The sequence below is a fragment of the Mycobacterium shottsii genome, assembly GCF_010728525.1.
GTDB lineage: Bacteria > Actinomycetota > Actinomycetes > Mycobacteriales > Mycobacteriaceae > Mycobacterium > Mycobacterium marinum.
Map to the genome: position 1 here is coordinate 1632857 of NZ_AP022572.1, position 13559 is coordinate 1646415.

Below are 13559 nucleotides of genomic sequence, written 5' to 3' on the forward strand. Positions count from 1 at the left end.
CGGTGGCGGCGCACCCGATGGCGGCCGTCGATGCGCAGTTCTATTGGATGTCGGCGAAAATGCCCAACGATCAATTCCTGTTGTATGCATTCGACGGTCGACCGGCCGAACCAGAGTGCGCCATCGATCAGCTCTTCCGCCGGGCCCGCGCGTGTCCGGAGCTGCGGATACGCGTCCACGACGGCGCTGTGTTGACCTATCCGCGGTGGCTAGCCACCGACGTCGGGTCCGAACAGGTGGTCCGGCACAACCTTGACGACGACAGCTGGCACGGCTGCCTCGCGGCGGTGGTCGGGCTGGCCCGCGACCAGCTGGATATTCGGCTGATGTCGTGGCGGGCACATGTATTTGCCCCCGTTAGCGGAATTCCGGGCGTCCAGGCACCGGGCACCGTTGTCGTCGTGCAGGTCGCCCACGCGCTCGGCGACGGCGTGCGCGCCTCGGCATTGGCGGCCCGGCTGTTTGGGCGCCGCGCTCCCATCCCCTCGGCGGAGCCCCGGCGGCGGGGCTTTCTGCCCAGGGTGGCGGCCGATGCGGTCTGTACGCACCGCCGTCTGGTACGTGACACCGAAGCCGGATTGTTGGCACCCGGCGCCGGATCGCGGCCGCTGCGCAGCACCAACGCCAGGCCCGAGGGCGCCCGCGAGCTGCGCACATTGGTGCGACATCGCTCCCAGATCTGCGGTCCGACGGTCACGGTCGCGGTGCTGGCCGCGGTTTCGGCCGCACTGTCACGGCTACCCGACGGGAACGCCGAACAGTTGGGCGCCGAAGTCCCGATGGCCAAACCGGGACTGCGGCAAGCAAACAACCACTTCGGCAACAGCGTTGTCGGGTTGTATCCGCAGCTCGAACGCGGCGAGCGGATGCATCGAATCGCCGCCGATCTGGCCAACGCCCGTCGTCGCATGCAGCATCCGGCGGCCAGCGCGTCCGATCTAGCCTTTGCGAGGGTCCCCGCCGCATTGTTGCGCTGGGGGGTAAGCCAATTCGATGCGGACATGCGGCCGGATCAGGTGGCCGGAAACACGGTGATGTCCAGCGTGCACCGCGGCGCTGCCGATCTGAGCTTCGGGGAAGCTCCGGTGGTGCTCACGGCCGGGTATCCGGCGCTGTCACCGGTGATGGGGCTGACCCATGGCGTGCACGGCATCGGCGACACCATTGCGGTCAGTGTCCACGCGGCACAGTCAGCGGTGGCCGACATCGACTCCTACCTGGAACTCCTTGACCAGGCTTTGTAGCGAAAACTACTGGGCGTCACCGGATCTAGCCGCCTGCTCGCGGGTCAGCCCGACGGCCAGGATTAATTCTTCGTGCAATTCGAACCACACCGTGTGGTAGGAGTCGATGAGCGGGCGGGTCAACCAGGCGGTCTCGCCGGCCTTGACCCTGCCCAGCGCCGCACTCAACTTTCTCGAGTAAGCATACAGCCGCGGCAGCTGTGTCGCCGCGGTCGCAATGATCGGCTCCACCCGCTGGTGCACATCATCAAGCTGGGCCAGGATTGCGGCGTCATAGTCTGCGTCGTCATGGCTGTTCGGTTTGCCGCCTCGGAGCTGCCACTCTGTCACCAGAGCCTTGAAATCGGCGTTCACGGAACGAAAGTCGCTGTAGACGTTGGCCAGTGTGGTCGCGTCCGCCGCGTTGCGTTCCTCGGTTAGCAATTCGCTGAGCCGGACCCGGCCCTCGGGACTGATGCGCAATGTGGTGTCGCCGACCAACAGGTTTGCCGCGGTCAGCCGCGCGACCGTGTCCGCGACTTCGGCCAGGTCCAGGCTCACCGTCTCGGCAAGGTCGGGCGGGCTCACCCGCCCCTTCAACCTGATTGCTTGCAGTATCGCCAATTCCGTCATACACCGTCCTGCACACGTAGCGCGTTCAACATGGTGATCAGCGGTGCGTCCGAGACGACATCGGTGTAGCCGGCGGCCATCGCGGTCAGCACCCCAGCCTCGGAAGGATCGTCGAGCTTGGGGTAGTCGCCGCTCGCATGCGCGCGCAGCGGGCTGATCTTCAGCGCGATCGTCGTGAGATCGCGTAGCTCGGGTGTGTCGTCCTCCGACCACGCGGACGGCGCCAAAATGCCCTCGCGCACTTCGCCCGTGTAGCCGTCGACGGTAATCCGCTTGCCGGCCAACGAGGCCGCAACCCCGTCACCACAACCGACCACCGCCACCCGGCCGAGCTCACGGCTGACCACCGCAGCGTGGCTGGCAGCGCCACCGATCTCGGTGACGATGCCCTGCGCGGCAAGCATTCCCGAGACGTCTTCGGGCCTGGTGTGGTCACGCACCAGGATCACCTGCTCGCCCCGGTCGGCGGCGTCCAGCGCCTCGTCCACGTCGGTGTAGGCCAGGCCCGCGGCCACTCCCGGGCACGCCGGCAGGCCCTTTGCCAAAAGCGATGCGGCCAAACGCTCTTCCGGCTGCAGCGTGGGCAGCAAGAGGGTCTCCACGTGGGTGGGGGTGATTCTGCGCGGCGTCTCGGCATCGTCGATCAGGCCGGCACCGCGCAGTTGCAGCGCCAATCGCACCGCGGCCTGCGCGGACCGCTCGGCGGATCGCGTCTGCAGCAGCCACAGCTTTCCGCTTTCGACGGTGAACTCGACTTCTTGCACCTCGGCCGCGAGCCGTTCCAGGCTGCGCGCGGCATCCAACAATTCGAGGTAGATCTTCGGCAGTCGGTCGCGCAGGGCGGCGATCGGTTCTACCTCGAGCAGACCCGAGACGACGTCATCACCCTGACCGCCGGGTAGCCATTCGCCGAACGGTTCGCTGGCGCCGGTGATCGGATTGCGCGACGACAGCACCCCGGCGCCGGAATCGGCGCTGCGGTTGCCGAACACCATCGCCTGAACCACGACAGCGGTGCCGCCCTGGTCGTTGAGACTGTAGTGGTTGCGGTAGGCGATGGCGCGCGGAGAGTTCCAGGAGGCGAACACGGCGCCGATGCCAGCACGTAGCTGCTCGTAGGGGTCGTCGGGGGGATCACTTCCCGCCACGATTCGCCGATACATGCGGGTGAACCGGCGCCTGGTGTCGCGCGCGAAGTCGCCGGTGCCGGGGGAGGCCAGGGCCTCCTCGACGGTGTCGTTCATGCCCAGGTCCAAAATTGTGTCCATCATGCCGGGCATCGACTGGTTGGCTCCCGAGCGCACACTGACCAGCAGCGGATGCGGCCCGCTGCCGAAGGTGCGTCCCGTCTCGGCCTCCAGCCATCTGATCCGGTTCACGACGTCGTCCCAGATCGCGTCCAGTGTTGGTGCTGGATCCGCCAGGTAGCGCACGCCCACTTCGCTGGTGATGCAGAAGGCAGGCGGCACCGGCAGATTGTTCCGGCGCATTGAGTCGATACCGTGGCCCTTGTTGCCCAGGACCTCCCGAGGCTGATGTGCGCGGCCGTCCAGTAACACCACGGCGGGGCCGGTGAACGGGATGCCCCCGGCTCGTGAGAAACGAGTCGTGGTGCACCCCCTTGTGGTCTTCGGCAAACTCCCAGAACGCTCGCTATGTTTCCACACGGTTCAGTAGCATCCGCGGCTCGGCGCTGCTGTTGTGGGATGCGCCGAATGATCTAGGTTTGCACTCATGGCTCCCTACGATGTCGGATTACTGATCCTTCGGCTGGTGCTGGGCCTCACAATGGCCGCGCACGGATTCAACAAGTTCTTCGGCGGCGGCCGGATTCCGGGCACGGCACGATGGTTTGAAAGCATCGGCATGAAGCCCGGAAAGTTTCACGCCACGGTGGCCGCGATCACCGAGGTATCCGCGGGCTTGGGACTTGCGGCCGGCCTGCTCACTCCGATCCCGGCGGCGGGCTTTGTCTCGCTGATGTTCGTCGCGGCCTGGACCGTGCACCGACCCAACGGATTTTTCATCGTCAAAGAGGGCTGGGAGTACAACCTTGTGCTCGCCCTCAGCGCCGTCGCGGTGGCCACGATCGGTGCTGGAAAACTGAGCCTGGACTGGGTGATATTCGGGAACAACTGGCTCAATGGCTGGCCGGGTTTGGTGGCATCGCTTGGGCTTGGGCTGGCCGGGGCCTTCGGCCAGTTGCTGATCTTTTACCGGCCGCCGGCTCGGCAGGCCGGATAGCCGACGGGCGCAAACCCGGGTTGCCGTGGCTGCGCGGCGAAACACTAGAACACGTTCTAGTGTGTGAAACCATGGGATTTCTCAAGCCCGTGCTGCCGCAGGTCGACATTGTCGAATGGGGCAAGGGCACCCGCAGTGAAAAGATCCGCCCGATGGCCCGCCATTGGGCCGAGGTCGGCTTTGGCACTCCGGTCGTGATGCACCTGTTCTACGTCGGCAAGATCCTGCTCTACATCCTGGTGGGCTGGCTGATCGTGTTCAGCACCAAAGGAATCGAAGGATTCACCGACGTCAAGTCGTGGTACACCGAGCCGATCGTGTTCCAGAAGGTCGTGCTCTACACGATGCTGTTCGAGGTCGTCGGGCTGGGCTGCGGGTTCGGCCCGCTGAACAACCGGTTCTTCCCGCCCATGGGCTCGAGCTTGTACTGGCTACGATTCGGCACCATCCGGCTGCCACCCTGGCCCGAGCGCGTCCCGTGGACCGCGGGGACCAAACGCAAGCCGGTGGATGTCGCGCTCTATGCGCTGTTGTTGATCATGTTGGTGACGGCGCTGTTCACCGATGGCTCCGGCTCGATGCCGGAGCTGGGCAGCAAGGTGGGGCTGCTGCCGATGTGGGAGATCGTGATGATCCTGCTGCTCCTGGCGATGGTGGGGCTGCGCGACAAGGTGATCTTCCTGGCCGCCCGCGGTGAGGTCTACGGGACGCTGACGGTCACCTTTCTGCTCGGCGGGATAGACATGATCGTGGCCGCCAAGCTGGTGTTCCTGGTGATCTGGATGGGTGCGGCGACCTCCAAGCTCAACCGGCACTTCCCATTCGTGATCTCCACGATGATGTCCAACAACCCCTTGTTCCGGCCGCGCTTCATCAAGCGGATGTTCTTTGCAAAGTTTCCCGACGATCTGCGGCCCGGATTGCTGTCACGCATGCTCGCGCACCTCAGCACTTTCATCGAAATGTTCGTTCCCGTGGCGTTGTTCCTGTCGCACGGCGGCTGGCCGACCACCGCGGCGGCGATCGCGATGGTCTGCTTCCACCTGGGAATTCTGACGGCGATTCCGATGGGGGTACCGCTGGAGTGGAACGTATTCATGATCTTCGGCGTGTTGGCGCTGTTTGTCGGCCATGCTGACCTCGGCCTAACCGATGTGAAAAACCCTGTGCCGGTGGCGATTCTGTTTGCCGTGGTGTCAGGAACTGTCATCTTGGGCAACTTGTTCCCGCGCAAGATCTCTTTTCTGCCCGGGATGCGTTATTACGCCGGCAACTGGGACACCACGTTGTGGTGCATCAAACCCTCGGCTGACGCCAAGATCAAGCGGGGGATCGTCGCAATCGCCAGCATGCCGCAGGCTCAGCTGGAGCGCTTCTACGGCAAGGACCGGGCGCAGATCCCGATGTATCTCGGATATGCGTTCCGCGCCATGAACACTCACGGCAGGGCGCTGTTCACCCTGGCCCACCGGGCAATGGCCGGCCAGGACGAAGACGACTATGTCATCACCGACGGGGAGCGGATCTGCAGCACCGCCGTCGGCTGGAATTTCGGCGACGGACACATGCACAACGAGCAACTCATCGCCGCGATGCAGCAGCGCTGCAACTTCGAGCCGGGGGAGGTGCGTATCGTGCTGCTCGACGCCCAACCCATCCACAAGCAGACTCATGCCTACCGCCTGGTGGATGCGGCCACCGGCGAATTCGAGCGGGGATGGGTGCGGGTCTCGGACATGGTGACGCGGCAGCCCTGGGCCGATGACGTACCAGTCCAGGTGCAGTCGGAGTAAGGCCGTCGAGCGTCGAGCGTGACGCCACTGCGAGATTTCATCGCGAAACTCGCAGTGGCGTCACACCCGACAGACCCCTACGCCTCGGGTCGTACTTTCTGTGCGGCGGCGACCATGTTCTGCAGGGACGCCGTCACCTCATCAACGTTGCGGGTCTTGAGCCCGCAGTCGGGATTGGCCCAGAGCCGCCCAGCCGGAACGGCTTTCAAAGCGGCACGTAGCGAATCCGCCATCTCCTCGGCGCTGGGCACCCGTGGTGAGTGAATGTCGTAGACGCCGGGGCCCACACTGTTGGCAAAACCGATCGCATTCAGATCGTCGAGCACCTCCATGTGGGAGCGTGCCGCCTCGATGGAGGTGACGTCGGCATCAAGGTCCGCGATGGCCCCGATCACCTCACCAAATTCCGAGTAGCACAGGTGAGTGTGGATCTGGGTCGAGTCGGCAACTCCGGACGTCGCCAAGCGGAAAGCGGCTACCGCCCAACGCAAGTACACATCCTGCTCGCTGCGCCGCAGTGGCAACAATTCGCGCAGCGCCGGCTCGTCGACCTGGATCACCGCGATGCCGGCCGACTGCAGATCCACGGTCTCATCACGAATGGCCAGCGCCACCTGATTGGCGGTATCGGGCAGCGCCTGATCGTCACGCACGAAAGACCACGCCAGGATGGTGACCGGGCCGGTCAGCATGCCCTTGACCGGCTTGGCGGTCAGCGACTGCGCGTAGCTGATCCAGTCGACCGTCATCGGATGGGAGCGCGCGACGTCACCGTAGAGAATCGGCGGACGCACGCAGCGGCTGCCGTAGGACTGGACCCAGCCATTCTGAGTGGCGAAGAAGCCGTCCAACTGCTCGGCGAAGTACTGCACCATGTCGTTTCGTTCCGGCTCACCGTGTACCAGTACGTCGAGTCCCAGCTTTTCCTGTAGGGCGATGACGTCGGCGATCTCTTTCTCCATCCGGCGCGCGTACTCCGCCTCGTCGATCTCGTCGGCGCGCAGTGCCGCACGGGCGGTTCGGATCGCCGTGGTCTGCGGATAGGAGCCGATCGTCGTGGTGGGTAGCGGCGGCAGCTGTAGCCGTGCCTCCTGGCTGAGTCGGCGTGCGGCGGCATCGCCCCGATCCACACCCGAGGCGAGGATGGCATGGATGCGGGCCCGCACCTGCCCGTTGTGCAGCCGTGGATCCTTCTTGCGGGAGGCCACCGCTTCGTTGGACGCCGCGATCTCAGCGGCGACCGCCTCGCGCCCCTCGCGCAGAGCGCGGGCCAGAACCGCGACCTCGGCCACCTTCTCCGCGCCAAATGCCAGCCAGCTGCGCAGGCTAGCGTCCAGGTCGGTCTCGGGCTCCAACGAGTACGGCACATGCAGGGTCGAACACGACGTGGACACCGCGATGCTGGCTGCCGAACCAAGCAGGGTCGCCAGCCGGCTCAACGCCGCCTGCAAGTCGGTGCGCCAGATGTTGCGACCGTCGACGATGCCGGCCACCAGCGTTTTGTCGGCCAGCTCAGGAGCCGCGACGATGGACGCGATCGCGGTGCGCGCACCGGCAACCAGGTCGACGCCGATCGCCTCGATGGGGGTACGGGCCAGCGCCCCCAGCGCGGCGCCCGGGTCGCCGAAGTAGGTAGCGACATGGATGGCCGGCCGGTTGGCCAGTGACCCCAGCGCGGTGTACATCCGTTCGGCAAGCGCGGGCGCGTCGGGGCAGATGTCGGTCACCAGCGCCGGTTCATCCAGCTGTACCCATTGGGCACCGCTATCGGTGAGCAGTGACAATAGCTCCGAATAGATCGGCATCAGCTCCTCGAGCCGCCCTATCGGCGCGGATGCGCCGTCGACGGCCTTGCTGAGCAGCAGGAAGGTGACCGGGCCGATGACCACGGGCCGTGCCGGGATGCCGAGCTCCTGCGCCTCTTTCAATTCGGCGAGCACCTTGTCGGGATGCAGCCCAAACCGGGTGTCCGGCCCGATCTCGGGGACCAGGTAGTGGTAGTTGGTGTCGAACCACTTGGTCATCTCCAAGGGCGCGACCTCAGCATTGCCCCGCGCCGCGGCGAAGTAGCGGTCCAGGTCGTCGCAGATCCCGGCTACTCGGGTGGGCAAGGCGCCCAACAGAACTGCGGTGTCAAGCATCTGGTCGTAATAGGAGAAGGTGTTCACCGGAACCGAGTCCAGACCGGCCGCGGCCAGGTCCGTCCAGGTGTCGCGACGCAGGGTGGCGGCGACGGATTCCAACTCTGCTCGGTTGGTGCGTCCCGCCCAATAGCCCTCGGTTGCGCGCTTGAGTTCGCGGCGCGGACCAATACGGGGAGAGCCGGTAATGGTTGCGAAAAATGGTTGATGGCTTACTAGCTGAGTCACAGCGCGTCCTTCAATTGACGGGGTGATCACCGCCCTCGGACGCACAACCGACCCGATTGCGCCATGCCTTGACCGCACGAGCACAACCGCTTCGGCCGAACGCCCATTCCACGAGGCGATGAGCCGCCGGGCGCGGCGCGCCCGGCACAACTGGCAGGTCTTCGGACTCGCAGGCGCGCACCCGGTGGTGCTCCTAGTGGCCGTCGCTTCCCAGTCGTGAAGGACCAGTGCTTGTTTAGTTCATGACGGCGGTCGTTCCTGCATACCGCTGCGGGACAGTTCCGGATTCTCACCGGATTCCCTCTTACGACGCATCGTTGATGCCTCGCTCGATGCCGACACCGCGTGGGGCGATGACGGCAGACCAGCTGCGTGGTCCAGGTTACTCTGCCGCCCCGCGGTCGCGTACTGGCCGGTTAGTCTGCCAATGCCGTGGCGATGGGCACATCGCCGTTGTTGAAGTCGATGGTCCGGCCGATGGTTGAGTCGTCGTTGAGCGTGGCGGCGATCACCCGCGCGACATCGGCGCGCGACACCGTGGCTTTGCCGCTCTTGCCCGTGCCAATTGAGATCCACCCGGTCGCCGGTTCCAGGGTGAGCCGGCTCGGCCCCAGCACGGTCCAGTCCAGTTTGCTGGCACGCAAATGGGCGTCCGCGGCCGCCTTCGCCTGCGCATACGGGAAGAACGAATCATCAACCGATACGCCATGATTAGGGCCGGCGCCGAAATAGGAGACCATCACGAACCGCTGCACACCCGCCCGCGTCGCGGCATCGATGACTCTGATGGCGGCGTCGCGGTCGACGGCATAGGTGCGCGCTGGATTGCCGCCACCCGCGCCGGCGGAGAACACCACCGCATCGTGCCCGGTCAGCAGTCCGGCCAGCGCGGCGGTATCTAGCCCTTCGATATCGGCTTGCACCGGTGTGGCGCCCGTTGCGGCGATGTCATCGCGGTGGTCGGGGTTGCGGAAGACCGAGCTCACCTGGTCGCCCCGGTCGGCCAGGATGTGCCCCAGCAGCAGAGCGACCTTGCCGTGGCCACCGAAGACAACAACACGCGTCATAGCAGCGACGCTACCGCTAGGGCATCGGGACGCGGCCCATGATGAGGTCGATGATGGGCTTGCCTGGCGGGTAGGCGCCGGTCAGTGACGACATGGTGTGCCCGTAGTCCACCAATAGCGTGATCCCGCTGATCCCGAAGGCGGCCGCGCTGTTGAGGAACACCATCACGTCGCCCATCTGCTCCGGGGTGTGCACTTTGGAGCCGGTCTTGTCGCGGTAGTCCTGCGCGAAGGTAAGCCACAAGTCGGCATTGGCTTGCGCCAACGGGGTATCGGTGGGGCCTGGGCAGATGGCGTTGATGCGGATCCCCCTTTTCAGCAGGCGATAGGCCCTGGTCGCCACGTAGGCATTGATGGTCTTCTTGCTGAAGCCGTAGTGAATGATGCCCTCGGCTTCATGCGCTGATACCCAGTCCTGGGCCGCTCCATAGTCAGGAGTGGCCAGGAACTCGGTCAGCCGCGGCAGGTCGTTCTCCCAGCCCATGCCCGCGACCGACGAGACGAAACAGACCGCCGATCCCGAAGGGAGCTGGTCATTGGCCAGCAGGCGGTCGATCAGATGGCGGTGGCCGATGAAATTGATCTTCATCAGGTCTGGTCCGCCTGCGACACCGGCCGCGGAGAACACCGCATGGACCGGCCCGCCCAGCCGCCCGACAGCGGAGTCGATGGATGCCGGGTCGCGCAGATCAACGCTCAGCGTCTGGGCGGCGTCATAACCCACCGGCGCGTAGTCCATCACGATGACTTCGGCGCCGAGTTCGGCCGCTGACTTGGCGGCCGCGGCGCCCATCCCGGTGGCGCCGCCGACGATCAGCGCTCGTTTGCCGTCGTACCGCAACCGATCCACAACTGTCATCAAGGTCCCTTTCCCCGGCCCCGGTTACCCGCCTCACTCTAAGGGGAACATATATTTGGTTCAATAGCGCAGTTGGTTCAATCGCCCCGGAGAAAGCGGTGCCGCTACTGGCCGCGCACGGCGACGCCACGCAACACCGTGTCACGGGCGTGAATGAGCGCCGCACGGGTGCCGACGAAGTGCAAGATGTTCTCCGGTATCCACTGCAAACCGATGACGCATCGGGCCAGCATCGTGATGGACGGCGGTTCGATCTGTATTTCTGCGGACCGCAGACCTTCGGACAGAAGCGATTTCATCTGTCGCAGCCGCGCGGCGTAGAGCCACCCCGGGTTGGGAGTATCCGGTGGCGACTGTCTCATCCACGCGAGCTGAATCCGGAACTCGTCGGAAAACTGTTCCAGCGCATTGATATTCACCCAGCTAAGCGCGTCCAGCTTCTCGATCGGCGTCGCGTTCGAGCGCAGCACGGCGACCCAGCCCGCTTCGACCTTCTGTCCGAACGAACGCATGATTGACGACAGCAGCTTGTCTTTGGATCCGATCACCCGGTACACAGTCCCGGTGCCAAGTCCGGACGCAGATGCGATGTCTCTGATCGTGGTGACTTCGTAACCCTTGCGCCCGAACTCCATTCGTGCCACCGCCCGAACGTGGGCGGCCTTGTCACTGGGATTGGCGTCCTTGTCGTCGATCCATGTTGCGATCACGTCGTTTGCTGCGGACAGCGCATTGGAACCGTCCAGATCCACGTCGATTGGTGCGTGGATTGCCAAGCCTTGCAGGATGGTTCGGCACATCAACCCGGAGACCTGGTCGGCGGATGCGTTGCGACGCATCACGTCCAGACCTACTTGCAGCATTGTTTGACAGATCCGGTCGGCCAACGTGGGGAGGTCGATTTCGGTCCTGATGTAGCCGCTCCTCCGCCCCGCGCGCAGCGTTTGCAGCATGGCTTCTTGTATCGCTAGCGGACGTTGCGACGTCAGCTTCATCAGTTCAGGATCCGCGCTGGGGCCCTCGTAGAACGACATCTGAAGCGCGGCCCGATGCGCTACCGCACAGTTGGCGATCGCGGCTCCCAGTTGGGTGATCTTCTCGGCCACGGTTCGCGAATCGGGTTGGTCCAGCTTCGCTTGCCAGCTTCGCCCGATCTGATGTAAGTCGTCCTGATAGCGGCGGATCAGTTCGATCAGGATCGCCTCTTTGGACTCGAAATGGTGATAGAGGCTGCCCGGCAGAATGCCTGCGGCGTCAGCGATTTCCCGCAGCGACGTCCTCAAACCCGACGAGGCTATCAACGCCGCCGCGTTCTGGAGAATCTCGGTCCGGCGCGTCCCGGAGTCGTCCGTCCCGGCCTGATCTCGGTGATCAGCCATCCACCGGCTTTTCGCCGCTGCATTGACCTTCGCCATAGGCTACCGGTATATGGGTCGGCAGAATTGCGACCTAGCAAACATATGCCTTCGTCCCTCCTGCCAACCAAATTTTTGTTAAATCTAGCAGACTGGGTGCTCGGACAGTGGTCACGAGCGTGCCGGTGCGGGCCGGCTGCCCGGTCCTGTCGAACTGCCGGTTGGCCGCGCGATCGGCTTGCAGCGACTTGCGCCAGGGGCGGCCCGGCCCGTGGTTTGATCTTGCTGACTGCGCTGGCGCGGCGTAGCCGGCGCACGCCCGGTGAGAGGGGCCCGGCCGAGCTGGCAGCGGCTTGGCAGGCTATTGACAGCAGGGTCCCATGTGAAAGCCCGGACGCCGGCGCCGACCCCGTCCTAGCATCTGGCCGTATTGGCAATTGTCGCCGAATGGCGACTGTTGCCTAAGGGGTCAAATGCAGTTTCGGAGGTTGTCGACAGGCGAGTTGTCCGGGTCGTTGGGGCGGCTGAACGGTTTGGGGTGTGATCATGTTGGACTTTGCTTGGTTACCGCCAGAGATAAATTCGACTCGGATATTCTCCGGCGCGGGCTCGGGGCCGCTGTTCGCCGCGGCGTCGGCCTGGGAAGGGTTGGCGCAGGATCTGTATGCGTCGGCGTCATCATTTGATTCGGTCGTCTCGGGGCTGTCCAGTGGGTCTTGGTCTGGTCCGGCGTCGGTGTCGATGGCGGCCGCCGCGGCACCGTATGTGGGCTGGCTGAGCGCAGCGGCGGGCCAGGCCGAGTCGGCGGCCAATCAGGCTCGGACGGCGGCGACGGCGTTTGAAGCCGCACTGTCGGCGACCGTGCACCCGGCTGCCGTCACCGCCCACCGGATGTCGTTGGTGTCGTTGGTGGCAACCAATATTCTGGGCCAGAACACACCCGCGATTGCGGCCAACGAATTCGACTACTTGGAGATGTGGGCCCAGGATGTCGCAGCCATGGTGGGTTATCACGGTGGGGCGTCGTCGGTGGCGGCCGCCCTGGTGCCGTTCAGTCTGCCGCCCGTGGACCTGGCGGGATTGGCATCCCAGATCGGAACGCAGGCGCTCGGGATGGTCACATCCGCCTCCTCGGCGCTCGCCACACCGGTGCAAAGCGTCATGGCGGCCGTCCCGGCGGCGCTGACGACGCTGCAGTCATTGCCACTGCAGAATGCGTCGATGCTGATGTACCCGTTCAGCATGGCGATGTGACCGCTGATGAACCTGATGAGTAGTTCGCTGCGCGGGTCGACCGCCGTGGTGGCCGGCGCAACCGCCGCCGGAATCCCCGCGAGCGCAGCGAAGTTGGTGGACGCACCGGTCAGCGGAGTGAAGGCGATGGGCGGGGCGGGGCTGGGTTCATCGATTTCGGCCGGGTTGGGCAAAGCGCGGATGGTCGGCGCGGTATCGGTTCCGCCGACCTGGGAGGGATCGATGCCCTCTCGGATGGCTAGCTCGGCGATGGCGGGGTTGGGCCCGGCCGGTGTCGCCAACGAGGCTGAGATGGCCGCGGCGGGACGACCCGCCGGAATGCCGATGATGTCGATGCCGATGGGTGCGGGTGCGGGTGCCGGTGGCGGGATGCCCGGTGGAATGCTGGGCCGGGGCGGTGCCAGCCCGAACCCAATACAGTCCCGGCCCAGCGTGGTGCCCAGGACGGGAATCGGATAGCGCGCCGGTCGGCTCGAAGTCACGGCCTTGCAGGTCCGGGCGACAGTAGCTCGGCTGTTGCTGCCCGGCCGATTGACCGCGCCGGGAGCCGGACCCTAAGTTGGAACAGATATTTGGTCAACAAGAACGCCGGGCGTAACGACGATGACCGACCGCTTAACCGACGACTTAACCGACGACCAACCGAGCTCGGATCGGCTGGCGCGCTGGAGCTCGCTGGCCTCGGCCATCGCCGGTCGGCTGCGTGTTTCCGCGGCGGCCAGCGGAGCGCTGGCCTGGACGAATGGCCGCGCGATTTTCGTC

At 65.1% G+C, this 13559-nt stretch carries 9 protein-coding genes, 1 pseudogene and 1 riboswitch; of the genes and pseudogenes, 4 read left to right on the forward strand and 6 right to left on the reverse strand.

Annotated elements, in window-relative coordinates; translation table 11 throughout:
• The first annotated feature begins 2 nt into the window (after positions 1 to 2).
• Positions 3 to 1244, forward strand: coding sequence for a WS/DGAT domain-containing protein (locus G6N41_RS07750; protein ID WP_198967038.1), 1242 nt, complete (start codon positions 3 to 5; stop codon positions 1242 to 1244).
• A gap of 6 nt (positions 1245 to 1250) precedes the next feature.
• On the opposite strand, the gene G6N41_RS07755 is transcribed toward G6N41_RS07750, so the two are convergent.
• Together G6N41_RS07755 and G6N41_RS07760 are read right to left on the reverse strand one after the other, a co-directional pair.
• Positions 1251 to 1856 (reverse strand): MarR family transcriptional regulator, encoded by a 606-nt coding sequence (locus tag G6N41_RS07755; protein WP_198967039.1) that lies wholly within the window; start codon positions 1854 to 1856, stop codon positions 1251 to 1253.
• Positions 1853 to 3418, reverse strand: coding sequence for a pyruvate, phosphate dikinase (locus G6N41_RS07760; RefSeq protein WP_407663787.1), 1566 nt, complete (start codon positions 3416 to 3418; stop codon positions 1853 to 1855). The genes G6N41_RS07755 and G6N41_RS07760 overlap by 4 nt, the downstream gene beginning before the upstream one ends.
• Positions 3419 to 3590: 172 nt before the next feature.
• Between G6N41_RS07760 and G6N41_RS07765 the strand changes: the two genes are divergently transcribed.
• Both G6N41_RS07765 and G6N41_RS07770 read left to right on the forward strand, forming a co-directional pair.
• Positions 3591 to 4100, forward strand: coding sequence for a DoxX family protein (locus tag G6N41_RS07765; RefSeq protein ID WP_012395894.1), 510 nt, complete (start codon positions 3591 to 3593; stop codon positions 4098 to 4100).
• Positions 4101 to 4171: 71 nt separating this feature from the next.
• The gene (locus G6N41_RS07770) at positions 4172 to 5893 is read left to right on the forward strand and encodes a DUF3556 domain-containing protein (RefSeq protein ID WP_198967040.1); all 1722 of its coding nucleotides are present in this window, start codon (positions 4172 to 4174) and stop codon (positions 5891 to 5893) included.
• A gap of 77 nt (positions 5894 to 5970) precedes the next feature.
• Here the strand turns inward: G6N41_RS07770 and metE are convergent, their stop codons facing one another.
• The 4 genes from metE to G6N41_RS07790 all read right to left on the reverse strand — a co-directional run bounded on the left by metE (position 5971) and on the right by G6N41_RS07790 (position 11567).
• Positions 5971 to 8262, reverse strand: a complete 2292-nt coding sequence (metE, locus tag G6N41_RS07775) for a 5-methyltetrahydropteroyltriglutamate--homocysteine S-methyltransferase (protein WP_198967041.1) — start codon at positions 8260 to 8262, stop codon at positions 5971 to 5973.
• Positions 8263 to 8397: 135 nt separating this feature from the next.
• Positions 8398 to 8623, reverse strand: a riboswitch (cobalamin riboswitch).
• Positions 8624 to 8678: 55 nt separating this feature from the next.
• Entirely contained in the window at positions 8679 to 9329 is a 651-nt protein-coding gene (locus G6N41_RS07780) for an SDR family oxidoreductase (protein WP_198967042.1), read from the reverse strand.
• 16 nt (positions 9330 to 9345) lie between these two features.
• Complete coding sequence (locus G6N41_RS07785; protein ID WP_198967043.1) at positions 9346 to 10188, reverse strand: SDR family oxidoreductase; 843 nt, start codon at positions 10186 to 10188, stop codon at positions 9346 to 9348.
• Between the two features lie 104 nt (positions 10189 to 10292).
• Positions 10293 to 11567: a TetR/AcrR family transcriptional regulator gene (locus tag G6N41_RS07790; RefSeq protein WP_198967770.1), complete on the reverse strand. Its 1275-nt coding sequence runs from the start codon at positions 11565 to 11567 to the stop codon at positions 10293 to 10295.
• Between the two features lie 519 nt (positions 11568 to 12086).
• On the opposite strand from G6N41_RS07790, the pseudogene G6N41_RS07795 reads away from it, so the two are divergent.
• Positions 12087 to 13256 (forward strand): annotated as a pseudogene (locus G6N41_RS07795) (PPE family protein).
• The last annotated feature ends 303 nt before the right edge of the window (positions 13257 to 13559 follow it).

Coding starts and splice junctions, on each gene's coding strand:
- G6N41_RS07755 (WP_198967039.1), bottom strand. CDS start 1,856: ATGACGGAATTGGCGATACTGCAAGCAATCAGGTTGAAGGGGCGGGTG.
- G6N41_RS07765 (WP_012395894.1), top strand. CDS start 3,591: ATGGCTCCCTACGATGTCGGATTACTGATCCTTCGGCTGGTGCTGGGC.
- G6N41_RS07770 (WP_198967040.1), top strand. CDS start 4,172: ATGGGATTTCTCAAGCCCGTGCTGCCGCAGGTCGACATTGTCGAATGG.
- G6N41_RS07780 (WP_198967042.1), bottom strand. CDS start 9,329: ATGACGCGTGTTGTTGTCTTCGGTGGCCACGGCAAGGTCGCTCTGCTG.
- G6N41_RS07785 (WP_198967043.1), bottom strand. CDS start 10,188: ATGACAGTTGTGGATCGGTTGCGGTACGACGGCAAACGAGCGCTGATC.
- G6N41_RS07790 (WP_198967770.1), bottom strand. CDS start 11,567: ATGGCTGATCACCGAGATCAGGCCGGGACGGACGACTCCGGGACGCGC.